The organism is Dactylosporangium sp. NPDC050588 (assembly GCF_040654975.1).
Lineage (GTDB): Bacteria > Actinomycetota > Actinomycetes > Mycobacteriales > Micromonosporaceae > Dactylosporangium > Dactylosporangium maewongense.
This window is the reverse complement of record NZ_JBFAJA010000102.1, coordinates 1-17,170: the sequence shown is the minus strand read 5'-3', so window position 1 is coordinate 17,170 and position 17,170 is coordinate 1. Positions and strand designations below refer to the sequence as shown.

The following is a 17,170-nucleotide window of genomic DNA, read 5'->3' as shown; positions in this document are numbered from 1 at the left end:
GCCGAGCCAGCCGTCAAGTCGAGGGTCTGCGGCGGCGTGGTCGAGTTGGCCGCCAACTCCTTCACACGGGCATGGATCTATTTGTCAAGCGCGCGCTGAAGGTCAGTGTCCGCTTCTCAAGTTCGACGCCCGCGGTGTGCAAGATGCGGCGCGCCTGCTTGCGGAAGTAGCCGTTTTGACGCGCAATCTCGGCCTGAGAGGCGCCCTCCTGGCACGCTGATACGACGCCCTCGGCCAAGGCCCGGCGGGCTGCGGTGCGTGCCTCGCTGGCGGCCCAGACCTTCACTTCGGCGGCGTTCTCAGCGACGGGCACGGTGTTCTCAGCGCCCTGGTCAGCTCGTCGAGGGGGCCACGTTCAGGAGCCTAATAATTGCAGGGCTCTCTGCGTTGTACCACATGATGATCTTGGCGCGACCCCATGCTGTGCCGCACTACTGCGACGCAAACGTGTTCAAGGCTTCGCTAGACCACCCGCTGGTCGTCGATGGGTTGCGCGAGCGGGTGCGGCTGGCCGGTCATCGCGGCGAGGGCGGCGGCGACGGCTTGCAGGTCGGCCCGGATGTAGGTGGTGGTGGCTGGTCCGGTGGTGTCGGTGTGGCCGGCGTAGGCGCGGGCGGTGCCGTAGCCGAAGTGCCGTTCGACCCAGGTGAGGGTGGTGTGGCGCAGCCAGTGGGCGGTGATGCCCTGGGCGGCGACCCAGGGCAGGTGCCGGCCGATGCGGCGCCAGAGTTCGTCGTAGCGGCGGCTGGTTAAGGCGCGGCCGTTGCGGTACCGCAGCAGCGGGTCGGTTGGCAGGACGGCGCCGCGGGCGGCGGCGTGCTGGGTGAGGCTGGTGGCGAGGTCGAGGCTGATCGGCTGCCAGCGGACCGTGCCGCCCTTCTCGCGGAGTTGGAGGAGGCCGCGTTCATCGTCGAGGTCCTGCAGCCGTAGGCCGAGGGCGCCGGCGCGCCGGCAGGCTGTTTCGGTGTGCAGGCGCAGCAGGAGTGCGTCGAGGATGGTGTCGTTGCCGGTGGTGCGGGCAACGAAGTTGATGTCGGTCAGTTCGGCTGGGGTGAGTGCCCGTCGGGTGGTGGGCAGTCGCCGGGGCTTGCGGACCCGGTGGGCTGGGCTGTCGGCGGCGTCGATGAGGCCGTCGGCGATGGCGACGTTGTAGAAGGCGCGGGCGGCGGCGATGAGCAGTTCGCCGGCGTGGCGGCCGCCGCGGCTGTTGCGCCGTGCTCGGGCGTTGGCAACGATGCGTCGCTGGAGTGCCTGGATGTCGCTCGCGGAGACGGCGTCGATGGTGAGTTCGCCCCAGGCCGTGGTCATGCGTTGCCAGTAGCTGCGGTAGGCGCGCAGCGCGCCGGGCCCTGCCGCGGCGAGGACCTGCGGGAGATATTCGTCGAAGGTCGGCAGCGTGGGTCGGGCGTCGTTCTGCAGGTCGGCGAGGGTGACGCCGAGCTCGGCGAGGGCGGTCCAGGCGGCGTCGAGCCGAGCGCGGTCAGCCGCCATCGGCTGCGGCGGACCGGTCGACGAGGAGCCGTGCGACGGTGTGGGCCGGATGAATGAGGAGCAGGTCACGGCCGGGGTGGGCCAGGAGGACGACCACGTCGCCGACGGCGAGGTGACACAGCTGCCGAGTCGCCGCCGGAACGCCCAGGAGACCCGTGGCGCCGATGGTGTGCCGTCCGGCCGGGTTGGAGGTCGCGGTGATGGCGCCATGCGCGATGTCGAACTGGATGCGGTGCCCGGGTGGCCAGCCCAGGAGGTGCAGCAGCGCGCGGGCCGAGACTCGGCCGGACGGGTCGAGCCGGCCGACGTCCAGGTGCGCCTCGGCCTGGTCAGGGCCGGTGCGAGGTGCTGGCAGATGGGGCAGTGGTGGCCGTGGCGGGCGGGCGCGGGGGAGTGGCGCGGGGATGAGTGCCGCGATCATCTGCTCGACCGGGGCTAAATTGCTGCGCGGCACGCGGGTCATCGTCGCCGCCGGGGCGCGGTCCGCACATGGCGAAACCCGACCGGGTGGTCACCCGCTCGGGTCTGCTGTTTGGATGCTATGGTCCCCACGATCTTGGTAAACATTCACCAAGACCAGTGTCGAAGGGGGGAAACCCCCACCCATAGCATCCCTGCCCGAGGCGGGGATTCATGCGTTTAGCCTATCGACGAAGAACTGCTTCTTCAAGTGGCTAACCCTGTCCCGGGTCGGCCGGCAAATGTCGTCGGCCCCGAACTGAAAAGGCGAAGCGGCGACCCGCGCCGAGTCCTGGGTGAGCAGCTCGGAGAGCTGTTAGCGCCGCCGGGACCAGGGGCGATCCCGTCGACGTCGTTCGTTGGGCCCGCGCGACGGGATGGATGCAGTCCGCGCACGGCAGTAGCTGGCAGGCCTGGTTGCCTGCCGGCCGCTTGAACTTCTGGCTGTTTGTCTGGCATTCGACTCGGTGTGCCATGAAATCTCAGTGCTGTCGTGCATGTGCTATTCGGCTCGGCGTGGTGCTGGCAGTTCGGTAGCACGTCGCCGTATTTGGAAACATCGCATGAAGGCTTCTTCGCCGTCTTCGATGACCTGGTGGATGTGGGTATGAATAGTCAGGTCATCGTTGGAGCTGTGGCTGGTGGCGATGGCGTGCGAAGCCTCCTCGCGGCGCTTGGCCGGCCGGGGCGCCGCGGGCCACGGCGCCGAGCCGCCGCATCCGCAACGCCGCCCAACACGCCGGCGCGGCGACGAGCGAGCGCGTACGCACGCAGGCCAGCACGCCGACACGCCGACACGGTCGACACGGTCGACGGCGTCGCCCCCGGCCAGATCGGCGAAATCGGGGGTCAGCGCCGGGGTCCTCAGCCTTGCCGAACGCCGCCGGCCATGACGAGAATCTCGCCGATCTCCGCGCCGTACGGCGCGAGGTCGCGCAGGTTCAGCAGGGTGGCGGAGCCCGGTGGCTTGGTGCGCCGGCTCAAATCGAGGAAGGTGGCGGCGAACCGCGCGGGCTCCGGCTCCAGGTTGGCCTGCGCCAGGGCGATGACCCGGTCGTACATCGCCACGTCGGGAATCAGCACCAGGTCGGGGTCCTTGGGGAGGCGCACCCGGTCGAAGCGGACCCCGCGGAAGGTGCAGTTCTCGAGCCGAGCGTCGGTGAAGTCGACGTCCTCCATCGGGTTCGGGTCGGGTTTCGGCTCGCCGAGCACCCGCCCGTCGAAGATCACGTCCTTCACCGGGCCCGCGAAGCGGCAGCGGATGAGGCTGGACTGCCAGAAGTTCACTTTCTGTAGTTGCGCTGACGAGAAGTCGCAGTCCCGGTAGACGGCGGTGAGGGTGCTGGCGTCGATCAGCTTCGCCCCGACGAAGCTGACCCGTTCGTAGACGCTGCCACGTCCGCCGTGCCAGTAGCCCAGGCTGCTGTCGCGCAGGTTCGCACCCGCGAACGAGCAGTCCGTCACGTCTGTGGCGAACACCTTCCAGTCGCGGCAGACGGCTCGTTCGAAGCGGCAGTCATCGAGCTGACATCCGGTGAGTTCCACCAGGCTCACGTCGGCATGGCTGAGGTCGAGGCCGGTGAGACGGACGCCCGTGAACCGCAGGTACCTGGCACCGAAGGTGATGCCACGCAGGTCCACCCGCGCGTCGACGGTGTCCAGACCCAGGTCGCCGAGCGCTTCACCGGTTTGGAGGCGGCGCAGGATGTCGGCGGCGGAACTCCGCCCGGTGGGCGTGGTCCAACGCCGCTTCAGCGCGGCGGCTGAGGTCACTTCCACAGGATACCTACGCCTCTGCCCAGCCAGCCGTAAAGCTGGACATGGTCGTCCCACTTGTCTGGGGTGGTGAGGTCATACCAGGCGGCGTTCGCGTGCGGCCACGTGTTGGTCCAGTCCGGCGCAGGTTCTCGCGGCCCTGAAACATACAGCGCGCGCAGGGAGGGATCCCGCTCGCTCAGATCCTTGACCCGCTTGTCCAGGACGTTGCCCTTGTAGGTCTCCTCGAACCTGCCCGGGTGCCGGGCGATCGCCGCTGCCTGGGCGTCTGAGTAGCCGATGACCCCGCTGTCCCATTCGGCCAGTGCCTGGTTGGTGTGGGCCCGCAGCCGCGCCGCGATGGCGTCCGGCACGGCAATGGTGTTGCCGGCTTCGTCGACGACGCGCGCGCCGCCGCTGCCGCTGCCCGAGGACGCTCCGGTGCCGCCGCCGCCGAATCCGCCTTCGGCGGCCCGGCCGGCGTTGGCCGCCTCGGCACCTGACGCGGCTCGCGACGAGCCGCGGATCATGTTGATGAACGGCCGGAACCCGCTCGACAACCCGCCGGTGATGGCGCCGATCGCGAGGTCGGTCCAGGTGGTCGGCCGGCACTCCGCGGTGTTCACCACCCAGGAGAAGCCGGCGCCGGCGGCCATGTTGACGCCCGTCATGGTCAGCGTGAATGCGGCCGTCCCGGACTCCAGACCGAGCGCTCCGGCGGCGGCGATACCGGCGGCCGGCATGAGCAGCCCGGCCGCGCCGCCGATGAGCGCGCCCTTACCGGCGGCCATCGCCATGTCGCCGTAGCTGAAGTTCGGGTCGTCGCGGTGCTGCCAGGCGTAGACCCCGGCGCCGACGATGCCACCGATCGCCGCGCCGGCGAGTGCGGTGACGCACATCGGGCAGTTGCCGCTGGGGTCGGTCTGCTGCAGCGGGTTGTTGTCCGCGTACGCGTACGGCTGGCGGGTGTTGTCCACCATCGGGTCGACGGTGAGGAACTGGCCGGTCGCCGGGTCGTAATCGCGGGCCCGGAGGTAGACGAGTCCGGTGTCGGGGTCGGTCCAGTTGCCGGTGTAGCCGAACGCGCTGGTGGCGGTGCCGGTGTGCCCGACCCGGTTGCCGTAGGCGTCGTAGGTGTTCGTCGCGACCGTGGCGCCGGTGGCGTCGGAGATGGAGCGCACCGAGCCCAGTGCGTCGGTGTGCAGGTACTCGATCGTGCCGGTCCTGCTCACCTGGGCGTACGGGGTGACGCCGGGGCCGTAGAGGTAGCGGTGGTCGCCGTCGTCGAGCAGCAGCGGCATCGGGCCCGCGGACGCCCACACGAACCGGCTGGTGGTGCCGTTGCGGGTGCGGCTCTGCCGGAGCCCGTCGGCGTCGGTGGTGTAGCGGGTGGTCGTGCCGTCGGCGGCGGTCACCGTGCTCAGCGCGCTGCTCTGGCTATACACCAGGTTCGTGGAGGCGGACCCGGTCGTTGCGCGGATCCGGTCGCCGTTGCCGTTGTACGTGTAGCCGGTCGCCGTACCACCGGCCTTCGTGGAGGTGGTCAGCTGCTGCGCCGCGTTGTACGTCTGCGTGGTGCCGTCGGCGAGCTGCTGGAGCAGGCCGGCCGAGGTGCTGCGGTACGCGCCGCTGTCGGCGCCGTTCGTAGTGGTCGTGGTGAGCTGGCCCAGCGGGTCGAACCCGTAGCTGCGGCTTGCGGTGTCGGTGCCGGTGAGCAGCTGGCCCGCGGGGTCGTAGCTGTAGCCGTACTTCGACGTCGTCGCGCCGGGCCCGGCATGCGTGATGTCGGTGATGCGGCCGGCCTGGTCCCGCGTCGTCGTGGTCGTGACGCCGTTGGGGACGGTCAGGCTGACGTTGTCGCCGTCGGCGTTGTAGCCGAAGCGGGTGACGTTGCCGGTCCAGTCGGTGGCGGAGGTCAGCAGCCCACCGGTGTCGTAGCCGTAGCTCACCGTGTTGCCGCCGGGGTAGGTGAGCGCCGTCAGCCGGCCGGCGGCGTCGTAGCTGTAGCCGACGGTCGCTCCGCCCCCGTCGGTGGTGGCGGTGACCTGACCGGTCGCGTCGTAGGTGTACCGCGTGGTGCCGGTGCCGTCGGTCATGCTCGACCGCATGCCGCCCGCGTCGTAGGTGAAGGTGACCGCCGGGGTGGCCGGGTCGCTGTATGTGATGCCGGTCAGTTGCCCCGCGGCGTCGTAGCCGCGGGTGACGGTGCCGCCGCCGGGCTGGGTGACGGTCGCGATCCGCCCGGCAGCGTCATAGGTGTAGCTGGTGCGCAGCCCGCCGGGCTGGACCTTGGACAGCGGCAGTCCGGCGTCGTCGTAGATGTAGGTGGTGCGGTTGCCGTCGGCGTCGGTGAAGGTGCCGAGCTGCCCGTCCGCGGTGTACTCGAACCGGATGGTGCTGCTGTCGGGGTTGGTGACGAGCGTGACGGCCCCGGCGGCGTCGTAGGTGCTGCGGGTGGTGCGCCCGTTGGGGTCGGTGACGCTCACCTGCTGACCGGCGGCGTCGTAGGTGTAGGTGGTCGCGTTGCCCGCGGCGTCGACGGTCTTGGTGATCTGGCCGACGACGTCGTAAGTGATGCTGGTGCGTGCCCCGGACGGCAGGGTCGCGGTGAGCTGGCGGCCGTTGCTGTCGTAGGTGTACCGGGTGATGCCGCCGTTGGGGTCGGTGGCGGTGAGCTTCCGGCCGAGCCTGTCGTAGGTGAACGTGGTAGTGCGGCCGGTCGGGTCGGTGATGGCGGTGGTGTCGCCTGCCGCGTTGTGGGTGGCGCTGTCGGCGGCGCCGGTCGCGTCGACGCCGCCGGTGACCTGACCGGCGAGGTCGTAGCGCATGGTGGAGGTGTTGCCTGCGATGTCGGTGACGGTGGTGCGGTTGTGGTCGCCGTCGTAGCCGTAGCGGACGGTCCGGCCGAGCGCGTCGCTGCTGGAGATGAGCCATCCGGCGGCGTCGTAGGTGGCGGTGGTGGTGTTGCCGCCGGGGTCGGTGCCTGACACGACTCGCCCGTCGGCGTCGCGGGTCACGCTCACGGTGCGCCCGTTCGGGTCGGTGACCGCGGTCTGCATGCCGTTCGCGTCGTACGTGTAGCGGGTCACGTGCCCGCCGGGGCTGGTGACCGTTGCGACGGTGCCGTCGGCGTTGAAGGTGCGCCGCTGGACGAGTCCGTTGGCACCGGTGCCGGTGAGCTGGTTGCCGCGGGCGTCGTAGGTGGCCGTGCTGGTGTTGCCCAGCGGGTCCGTCGCCGCGGTCTGGTTGCCCAGCGCGTCGTAGGTGTACCGGGTGGTGCGGCCGAGCGCGTCGGTGGTGCTGAGCAGGTTGCCGGCGCTGTCGTAGGCAAACGTGGTCACGGCGCCGCTGGGGTCGGTGACGCTGGCCCGCTGGGAGGTGACCGGGTCGTAGGTGTAGGCGATGTTGGTCTCGTCGCTGGTGCCCGCGGCACGGGTGAGGGTGCGCAGCTGGCCGTCGAGATATGCCTCGACGCTGCGGGTGCCGTCCGGGTGGGTGACGGTGACGGTCGCGTCGCCGTTGGTGCCGCCGACCGCGTAGGCGAACCCGGTGACGCGGCCGATCGGGTCGGTCTGCTGCACGACGCGGCCGGCGTCGTCGTAGACGTTGGTGGTCACGCCGCCGCGCGGGGTGGTCGTGGTGGTCATCTGGTGCTTGGCGTCGTAGCCGTAGCGGGTGATGCCGCCGGCGGCGTCGGTGACCGAGGTGAGGTCACCGGCGGTGTTGTGCGTGTAGGTGGCGGTGGCGTCGGACGGGGTCTTCGCCGTGGCCAGCTTGCCGGCCGCGTCGTAGGTGAAGGTCAGGGTGCGACTGGACGCGTCGGTGACCTGGCTGAGCCGCGCCGACGCGTCGTAGGCGAAGCGCAGGCTGTTGCCGTTGACGTCGGTCTCGGTCAGCAGCTTGCCGGTGCTGTCGAAGACCAGCGTCACCCGCTGTTTGCGCACGAACGTGTAGGTGCCGTCGGCGTTCTTGACGAGGGTCGCCTGCAGCCGCGGGGCGCCCTGGAAGGTGCCGTCGCCGCCTCGGTAGAAGGTCGCGGTGCTGCCGTTCTCCTGCGTCACGTAGGCGAGGCCGACGCTGCCGGACGGCAGGGTGAGGCGCATCGAGTACGGCCAGGCCCAGCCGTTGCCCAGCGGGGTCGGCAGGGCGGCCGTGGCGGAGCTGTAGGTGCGGGTCATGCCGAGCTGGATGCCGCGGCCGCCCTCCAGCTTCAGGTCGACGGCGGTCTCCACGAGTGCGCCGGTGTCGGTCTGTACCGGGTCGCCCTCGCACGTGTGGCAGTCGCCGTTCTCGGACGGGTTGCCGCCGCCGGCTGTCTCGTGCCAGAGGCTCGGCCCGCCGTTGGCGGTGGGCTGCTTGACCCCGACGATGCGGCGTAGCCAGCTGCCGGTGCCGCTGACGCTGTCGGTGATGTACAGGTTCGAGCCGTCGCTGGCGACGTCGGTGATCGTGCCGAAGGTGGCGTCCATGGCGACGCCGTCGGTGTGGCCGGTGCCGGCCCCGCCGGCGATGAGCTGCGTCGCGCCGGTGGCCTTGGCGATGCTGACGACCGCCGGGTAGTAGTTCTGGCGGAGGGCGTCGGCGACCTTGGCGTCCGCGTAGAGGTAGTCACCGGCCGACTGCAGTGTGACGACGCCGCCGTCGAGGCCCAGGGTCGCCGTGGCGATGGCGCCAGTGTTGATGTCGACGCGGTAGATGTAGGAGGAGTTGGCGATGTAGATCATGCCGGCGTCGGCGGCCAGCGCACCCGACGGCGCGCTGGTGCTCAGCGTGACGATGTCGCCGCTGCTGAGGTCGTAGCGGACCAGTTTGCCTTCACCGAGGATGTAGGCGTATCGGCCGGCGACCGCCACGTCGTAGTAGTAGAAGGCGGTGTTCGAGAACGAGGTGAGCGTGTACGTGGAGCCGTTGGCCGGGTCGACGCGGCGCAGGCCGCAGGTGTCGTTGACGAACACGAACGTGCCGTCCGTGCCGACGACCGTCGGTGCGGGCCGGTAGGCGCTGAACCGCGCCGCGGCACCGTTCGGGGCGTCGACGCAGGTGTCCTGGGTAGCCGAACCGGCGAGCACGGACACGGCGCCGGTGGCCTTGTCGACCCGCTTGATCTGCAGGCCGTCGGCCACGTAGGCGGCACCGCCGATGACGACGGAGCCACGCGCCGAGGTGAGGGCGCCGGTGGCAGTGACAGTGGTGACCGCGCCGGACGCCATCGTCGGGCCGGCTGGGGCGGGGGCGAACGCGAACGGTGTGGTCGGTGCGATCGCGGAGACGAAGCTCTGACCGGTGGTGGCGCTGTCGGTGACGTAGAGCTTGGCGCCGTCGGCAGCGATGCCGTTGATGTTGGTGATCGGGGTGCCGGGGGTGGCGCCGCCGCCCGCGATGATCCGCGTGGAACCGTCGGTCTTGCTGATGCGGACGAGCCGCGGGTATCCGTTGCTCCCGTTCATGGTCGCGTACAGGTAGTCCCCGACGGACAGCGCCGCCTTCGGTTCCATGATCGTCGGCAGCTTGTAGGAGACCGCGACCATGTTGCCGGTGGCGATCTCGATCCGGTACAGGCTCGTGCCGCGGAAGTTCCAGACCGCCGTGTCGTCGGCGGCGATGATCCCGTAGGCGCTGGTGGCGAGGGTGGTGATGTCACCGGTGGCGAGGTTGTACCGCAGGATCTTGCCGTCCGACATCATGAACGCGTTGGACCCGGCGACGGTGAGCGAGCTGTACCGGCTGCCGGTGTTGGAGGACGACGTCAGCGTGTACGTGGCGCCGTTGGACGGATCCATGCGGCGCAGACCGCACGAGTCGTAGACGAACACGAACGTGCCGTCCGTGCCGACCACCGTCGGGTAGTCGTATTGGTAGGTGTTGAACCGGGCCGCCGCACCGGTCGGCGCGTCCACACACGTGCTCTGCGTCGCCGAGCCCGCGACGTCGGAGATGACACCGGTGGTGAGGTTGACGCGCTTGATCTGGTTGCCGTCCGCGACGTACCCGGACCCGCCGACCACCGCGACACCACGGGCGTAGGACAAGGCACCCGCCGACGTGACCGCGCGTACCGTGCCGGTCTCCATCACCGGGCCGGCGGCCGGGCCCGAGAACGCGAACGGTGTGGTCGGTGCGATCGCGGAGACGAAGCTCTGACCGGTGGTGGCGCTGTCGGTGACGTAGAGCTTGGCGCCGTCGGCAGCGATGCCGTTGATGTTGGTGATCGGGGTGCCGGGGGTGGCGCCGCCGCCCGCGATGATCCGCGTGGAACCGTCGGTCTTGCTGATGCGGACGAGCCGCGGGTATCCGTTGCTCCCGTTCATGGTCGCGTACAGGTAGTCCCCGACGGACAGCGCCGCCTTCGGTTCCATGATCGTCGGCAGCTTGTAGGAGACCGCGACCATGTTGCCGGTGGCGATCTCGATCCGGTACAGGCTCGTGCCGCGGAAGTTCCAGACCGCCGTGTCGTCGGCGGCGATGATCCCGTAGGCGCTGGTGGCGAGGGTGGTGATGTCACCGGTGGCGAGGTTGTACCGCAGGATCTTGCCGTCCGACATCATGAACGCGTTGGACCCGGCGACGGTGAGCGAGCTGTACCGGCTGCCGGTGTTGGAGGACGACGTCAGCGTGTACGTGGCGCCGTTGGACGGATCCATGCGGCGCAGACCGCACGAGTCGTAGACGAACACGAACGTGCCGTCCGTGCCGACCACCGTCGGGTAGTCGTATTGGTAGGTGTTGAACCGGGCCGCCGCACCGGTCGGCGCGTCCACACACGTGCTCTGCGTCGCCGAGCCCGCGACGTCGGAGATGACACCGGTGGTGAGGTTGACGCGCTTGATCTGGTTGCCGTCCGCGACGTACCCGGACCCGCCGACCACCGCGACACCACGGGCGTAGGACAAGGCGCCGGCCGACGTGACGGCGTTGACCAGACCGGTGTCCATCAGCGGACCGGAGGCCGCCGGTGCGAACGCGAACGGCGTGGTGGGGCTGATGATCTTTACCCAGCTGCCCGCGGAGCTCGTGTCCGCGGCGTAGAGCCGGACGCCGTCGCTGGCGATCCCGTTGATGTTGGTGATCGGCGAGCCGGTGCCGGCGCCGCCGCCGGCGACCATGCGGGTCGACCCGTCGGTCTTGCTGATGCGCAGGATACGGGGGAAGGCGTTGCTGGCCCACATCGTTGCGTACAGGTAGTCCCCGACCGACAGGACGGCCTTCGGCTCCCCCACCGTCGGCAGATTCGACGTCACCAGCGTGCTGGCACCGGTGGCGATGTCGATGCGGTACAGGCTGTAGCCGACGAAGTTCCACAGGGCGGTGGTGTCGGCGGCGATGACGCCTGACGTCGATGCCGCGATCGTGGACAGCGTGCCGTCGACCAGGCCGTAGCGCATGAACTTGCCGTTGCTGAGCAGGTACGCGTTGCGGCCGACGATCGAGGCCGTCACGATCCGGGCGCCGGTGGAGCCCGACGTCACGAGCGTGGTCGTGGCGCCGGTCGCCGCGTCGACGCGGCGCAGCCCGCAGCCGTCGGTGACGTAGACGAAGGTGCCGTCGGTGCCGACGACCTTCGGGATGTCGTAGCCGTTGTTGCTGAACCGTGCCGTCGCACCGTCGGCGGCGTTGACGCAGGAGTTGACGGTCGGGGACCCGGCGACGATCGTCGCCGTGCCGGTGCTGAGGTCGATCCGCTTGACGGTGGTTCCGTCGGCGGTGAACGCGGCACCGCCGAGGATCGCGACGCCCCGTGCCCCGGTCAGGACGGCCGCGGTGTTCGCGGTCGAGCCGACGCCGGTGTCCATGATCGGGCCGGTGGCCGGCGCCGTGTACACCTGCCACTTGAAGCTGGCCGTGCCGGCCCGTCCGGAGCTGTCGGTGGCGGTGAGCACGACGCTGCTCCGGCCGCCGCCGGTCGGTGTGCCGGTGACGGCGCCGGTGGTCGCGTTGACGGTCACGCCGGCCGGCAGCCCGGTCGCGGACCATCGGTACCCGCCGGCGCCGCCGGCGGCCGAAGCGGTCAACGACGTGGCGGTGTCGGCGTCACCGACCTGGTCTCCCGGTCCGGTCACGGTCACCGGTGCGGTGACCGCCCAGGTGAGGTTGGCGCTGACGCTCCGGCCGCCGCTGTCGGCGACGGTCACCGTCGCCGACGAAGAGGCGGCCGTGCTCGGTGTGCCCGTGATCGCGCCGGTACCGGCGTTGATCACGAGCCCGGCGGGCAGGCCGGTGGCGCTCCACGTGTACGGGCCTTCGCCGCCGCTCGCGGTCGGGGTCACCGTGGTGCTGACGCCGACGGTGCCATTCTGGTCCCCGGGACCGGTCAGGACCAGCGGCCCGACCACGATCCATGTGAAGCTGGTGCTGGCGGTGCGCCCGGCCGCGTCGGTGACGATGGCCGCCACACCGCTCGTACCGGCCGCGCTCGGCGTCCCACTGATCACACCGGTCGATGCGTTGAACGACAGGCCGGCGGGCAGCCCGGTGATGTTCCAGGTGTACGGGGTCGTGCCGCCGGCGGCGGTGAGGGCCAGCGACGTGCCGGTGCCGGCCGTGCCGTTGCGGTTGCCGGGGTTAGTGAGGCTCAGCGGGGTCGCCACGACCCAGGTGAACGTCGCCGTGCCGGTGCGCCCGGCCGTGTCGGTGGCGGTCACCGTGACCGAGACGGTCCCGGTCGCCGTCGGCGTCCCGCTGATCACACCGGTCGACGCGGCGAGCGCCAGCCCGGCGGGCAGCCCGGTGGCGGCCCACGTATAGGACGACGCACCACCGGTCGCGGTGAGCGTCAGCGACGCGGCGGCGCCGACGGTGCTGTTGCGGGGGCCCGGGTTGGCCACGGCGACCGGGCCGGTGACCACCCAGGTGAACGAGACCGAGTTGGTGAGCTGGTTGGCATCCTTGACGGTGGCGGTGACACCGGCGTTGCCGGCGGTGCTCGGCGTGCCGCTGATGACGCCCGTGGTGGTGTTGAGGCTCAGCCCGGCGGGCAGCCCGGTCGCGCTCCACGTGTACGGGGCGGTGCCGCCGGTGGCGGTGAGGGTCAGCGAGGCGGCGGTGCCGGTCGTGCCGTTCTGGGTGCCGGGCTGCGTGGCGCTCGGCGGCGGTGCGACGGTCCACGTGAACGTGACGCTGCCGGCGACCTGGTTGGTGTCCTTGGCGGTGACCGTCACCGGGCCGCTGCCGGTGGCGGCCGGGGTGCCGCTGATGACACCGGTCGAGGCGTTGATGCTCAACCCGACGGGCAGCCCGGTCGCGGTCCACGTGTAGGAGTTCGTACCGCCGATCGCCGCCATCGACTGCGTTGCGGGCAGGCCGGCGCCGGTGGTGCGGGCGCCCGGGTCGGCGACGACGACACCGGTGGTCCAGGTGAAGGTCGCGCGGCCGGCGATCGCCTGCGCGCTGGTGGCGGTGACGGTGGTGGTGGTGGTGGTACCGGCGGCGGTCGGCGTGCCGCTGACGACGCCCGTCGAGGCGTTGATGCTCAACCCGGCGGGCAGCCCGGTCGCGGTCCAGGTGTACGGCGTGGTGCCGCCGGTGGCGGCCATGGTGAGGCTGAGCGCCGTGCCGGTGGGGCTGATCCTGGTGCCGGGGTTGGTGACCGCCGGCGCCGGACCGGTGACCCAGGTGAAGGTCGTCGTGCCGCTGCGCTTGCCGGTGCTGTCAGTGCCGGTGACGGTGACGCTGCTGCTGCCGTCGGCGGTCGGGGTGCCGCTGACGGCACCGGTCGAGGCGTTGATGCTCAACCCGGCCGGCAGCCCGGCCGCGGTCCAGGTGTACGGGCCGGCGCCGCCGCTCGCGGTGACGGTCACGGCGGTGACCGCCGCGCCGGTGGCGCTGGCCTGGTTGCTGGGCTTCGCGACGGTCACCGGTGTGGCGACGACCCAGGAGACGGTGACACTGCCGGCGACCTGCTTGGCGTCGGTGGCGGTGAGCTTGACCGTCGACGTCCCCGTCGTGGTCGGGGTTCCGGAGACGACCCCGGTGCCCGACGCGATACTCAGGCCGGCAGGCAGGCCCGTCGCGGTCCACGTGTATGGGGCGGTGCCGCCGGTCGCGGCGGCGGTGAACGAGGTCGCGGCGCCGATCGTGCCCTGCTGCGTGCCGGGGTTGGTCACGGCCGGCGGCGCGGCGACGTTCCAGGTGAAGGACGCGGCACCGGCGACCGTCTTCGTGTCGGTTGCCGTGATCTTCACCGAGTAGGTGCCGGCGGTGCCCGCCGTACCGCTCACGGCCCCGGTCGACGCGTTGATGCTCAGGCCGGTCGGCAGCCCGGTCGCGGTCCATGTGTACGGCTTGGTGCCGCCGGCCGCGACCGGTGTCAGGCTCGCCGCGGTACCGGTGGCGGTGCCCTGCATTCCCGGGTTGGTCGTGATCACGCCGGTGACCCAGCTGAACGACGCGGTGCCGGTGACGTTGGCGGTGTCCTTCGCCGTGACGGTCGTCGCGTAGGTACCGGCCGTGGTCGGCGTACCGCTGAGCACGCCGGTCGACGCGTTCAGGGTGACGCCCGGGGGCAGTCCGGTCGCCGTCCAGGCGTACGGCTTCGTCCCACCGGCGGCGGTGACGGTCACACCCATGGCGACCCCGGTCGGACTGTTCAACGGCCCCGGGTTGGTGACGACGACCCCGGTGACCCAGGTGAACGTCGCCGTTCCGGCCAGCTTCGCGGCGTCGGTCGCGGTCACCTTGGCCGTGAACGTGCCCGCCGCGCTCGGCGTACCGCTGATCACGCCCGTCGTCGCGTTGACCGACAGGCCCGTCGGCAGACCGGTGGCACTCCACGTGTACGGCGTCGTCCCGCCGGCGGCAGTGACCGGCAGCGACAGCGCCACCCCGGTCGGGCTCACCTGGTTCGCGGGCGCCGTGACGGTCGGCGCCGCCGCCGCACTCGCCGGCACCGCCGGCAGCAGCGTTGCGAGCACCGCCAGCACAGCCGCGAACGAGACCGTCTGCAGCCGGTACCGGCGGCGACCGGCTTCCGGTCGAGTGTGCAGGATTTCGACACCGCGCACGCGCATCTGCAGCCCTTCGGACGGACAAAGATCGACCGAAGGACCGTACGGCGAGGTCCCGGCCCGTCTCGCCGCGAAATCGGCTGCCACGATGACCCTCATGACCGCTCAGGGCGCCGCATCGTCTTGTCAACGCGGCCGATCGGTCGACAGGTCAGTGACGTCGTACCGCTTCCGCCACACTGGTCGCCCCGCAGGTCACAGCAGCAGCGGCTGCCACCGGGAGCAGGTGCGCGTGAGGAGGCCGACAGCAAACTCTGGTCAAGCGGAACGAGAAGGTTGGTCCCGCCCAGAACCAGGCCATCCCGTCCACGCCTTCGGACCCGGACGGAAAGCTGCTGCTAAGGCTTGCGCAGCACCTCATGACTGTCCCCACTCTGACGTCCGAGTTTGCGGCTGTGACGCGAGCGTGTTCAAGGTTTCGTAGACCACCAGGGTCGCCGTCGGCAGGCTGCGCGAGCGGATGCGGCTGACCGGTCATCGCGGCGAGGGCAGTAGCAACGGCCTGCAGGTCGGCGCGGATGTATGTGGTGGTGGCCGGTCCGGTGGTGTCGGTGTGCCCGGCGTAGGCGCGGGCGGTGCCGTACCCGAAGTGCCGTTCGACCCAGGTCAGGGTGGTGTGGCGCAGCCAGTGGCGGTGATGCCCTGCGCGGCGACCCAGGGAAGGTGCCGGCCGATGCGGCGCCAGAGCTCGTCGTAGCGATGGCTGGTCAACGCTTTGCCGTTGCGGTACCGCAGCAGCGGGTCGGTGGGCGGGACTGCGCCGCGGGCGGCGGCATGCTGGGTGAGGCTGGTGGCGAGGTCGAGACTGATCGGCTGCCAGCGCATGGTGCCGCCCTTCTCGCGCAGGAGAAGTAGGCCGCGGTCGGCGTCAAGGTCCTGCAGCCGCAGGTCGAGCGCGCCGGCGCGTCGGCAGGCGGTCTCGGTATGCAGGCGCAGCAGGAGCGCGTCCAGGATGGTGTCGTTGCCGGTGGTGCGGGCGACCTGGTTGATCTCGGTCAGTTCGGCCGGCGTCAACGCCCGTCGGGTGGTGGGCAGCCGCCTGGGCTTGCGGACTCGGTGGGCTGGGCTGTCCGCGGTGTCGATGAGGCCGTCGGCGATGGCCACGTTGTAGAAGGCGCGGGCGGCGGCGATGAGCAGTTCGCCGGCGTGGCGGCCGCCGCGGCTGTTCCGCCGAGCTCGGGCGCTGGCAACGACACGCCGCTGGAGTGCCTGGATGTCACTCGCGGAGACGGCGTCGATGGCGAGGTGGTCCCAGGCCGTGGTCATGCGTTGCCAGTAGCCGCGGTAGGCGTGCAGCGCGCCCGGACCGGCCGCGGAGAGCACCTGCGGGACGTAGTCGGTGAACGTCGGCAGTGCCGGTCGGGCGTCGTGCTGCAGGTCGGCGAGGGTGACGCCGAGCTCGGCCAGGGCGGTCCAGGCGGCGTCCAGCCGCTGTCGGTCAGCCGTCATCGCCGGCGATGCGCCGGTCGGTCAGCAGTCGTGCGACGGTCTGAGCCGGATACACCAGCAGCAGGTCGTGAGCGGGGTCGGCGAGCAGGACGACCAGGTCGCCGGCGGCGAGGTGACACAGCTGGCGGACGGGCGCCGGGATGGACAGGAGGCCGGTGGCGCGCCGATGGTGTGCCGTCCGGCCGAGGCGGAGGTCGCGGTGATGACGCCGGCCGTGATGTCGAACGTGACCCGGTGCCCGGGTGGCCAGCCCAGTAGGTGCAGCAGTGCGCGGGCCGAGATCCGGCCGGACGGGTCGAGCCGGCCCACGTCCAGGTGCGCCTTGGCCTGGTCAAGCCCCGTGCGAGGGGCGGGTAGCCGGGCCAGTGGTGGCTGTGGCGGGCGGGCGCGGGGGAGCGGCGCGGGGATGAGCGCCGCGATCAACTGCTCGGCCGGGACCGGACTGCTGCGCCGCACGCGGGTCATCGTCGCCGCCGGGGCGTGGTCCGCACATGCCGAAACCCGACCGGGTGGTCACCCGCTCGGGTCTGCTGTTGGGATGCTACAAGTACAAGGATCTTGGTAAACCTTCACCAAGACCAGTGTCGAAGGTCCGATCGCGACCAAACCCCCACGCTTGGCGGGCCATCAACAACGATCCGGCTTGCATAGTTCGTGGTTCGCGCCGGTGGTGCCAACAGTGCATGTTGCCGACCGAGGCGCGTCTGCGGTCGTACTGCATGCTCCTGAGGCGTCGCAGCGTGGTTGCCTTCACCTTGCTGATGTGGATGGTCATGAAGTCGTGGCCATTGTTGCTGCGTACCTCGCGGCACCTTCTTCGGGTCGCCTGGTGGTGTCGGTGTGGTGGGCTGCGGTCCGCCGATGCTGTGCGGCTCAGCCAGCTGTGCGGGTCAGCGCTTGTGCAGCGGCTTGCGGACGCGTTCACGGGAGAGGATCCACAGCGCCTCGACGCCGTCCTTCCAGGTGATCTTCTTGCCCTCTTCGCGGGTGCGGGCGCGGTAGCTGATCGGCACCTC

The 17,170-nt window shown here is 70.8% G+C and carries 7 protein-coding genes; all 7 read right to left on the bottom strand.

Annotated features, from left to right (window positions below; translation table 11 throughout):
- Positions 1–61: 61 nt before the first annotated feature.
- The 7 genes from AB0I21_RS48390 to AB0I21_RS48360 all read right to left on the bottom strand — a co-directional run bounded on the left by AB0I21_RS48390 (position 62) and on the right by AB0I21_RS48360 (position 16,610).
- Positions 62–313 carry a hypothetical protein gene (locus tag AB0I21_RS48390; protein WP_360571398.1) on the bottom strand — a complete coding sequence of 84 codons (252 nt, stop codon included), beginning with the start codon at positions 311–313 and terminating at the stop codon, positions 62–64.
- A 149-nt stretch (positions 314–462) separates the two neighbouring features.
- On the bottom strand, positions 463–1,491 hold the full coding sequence (locus AB0I21_RS48385) for a tyrosine-type recombinase/integrase (RefSeq protein ID WP_360571397.1): 1,029 nt from the start codon (positions 1,489–1,491) through the stop codon (positions 463–465).
- Positions 1,481–1,945: a hypothetical protein gene (locus tag AB0I21_RS48380; protein ID WP_360571395.1), complete on the bottom strand. Its 465-nt coding sequence runs from the start codon at positions 1,943–1,945 to the stop codon at positions 1,481–1,483. Before AB0I21_RS48380 ends, AB0I21_RS48385 begins: the two co-directional genes overlap by 11 nt.
- An 869-nt stretch (positions 1,946–2,814) precedes the next feature.
- A complete protein-coding gene (locus tag AB0I21_RS48375; protein WP_360571393.1) occupies positions 2,815–3,723 on the bottom strand; it encodes a pentapeptide repeat-containing protein in 909 nt (302 codons plus the stop codon).
- Complete coding sequence (locus tag AB0I21_RS48370; protein ID WP_360571391.1) at positions 3,720–14,702, bottom strand: putative Ig domain-containing protein; 10,983 nt, start codon at positions 14,700–14,702, stop codon at positions 3,720–3,722. The genes AB0I21_RS48375 and AB0I21_RS48370 overlap by 4 nt, the downstream gene beginning before the upstream one ends.
- Positions 14,703–15,311: 609 nt before the next feature.
- On the bottom strand, positions 15,312–16,154 hold the full coding sequence (locus AB0I21_RS48365; protein WP_360571389.1) for a tyrosine-type recombinase/integrase: 843 nt from the start codon (positions 16,152–16,154) through the stop codon (positions 15,312–15,314).
- Between the two features lie 21 nt (positions 16,155–16,175).
- A complete protein-coding gene (locus AB0I21_RS48360) occupies positions 16,176–16,610 on the bottom strand; it encodes a hypothetical protein (RefSeq protein WP_360571387.1) in 435 nt (144 codons plus the stop codon).
- Positions 16,611–17,170 lie beyond the last annotated feature (560 nt).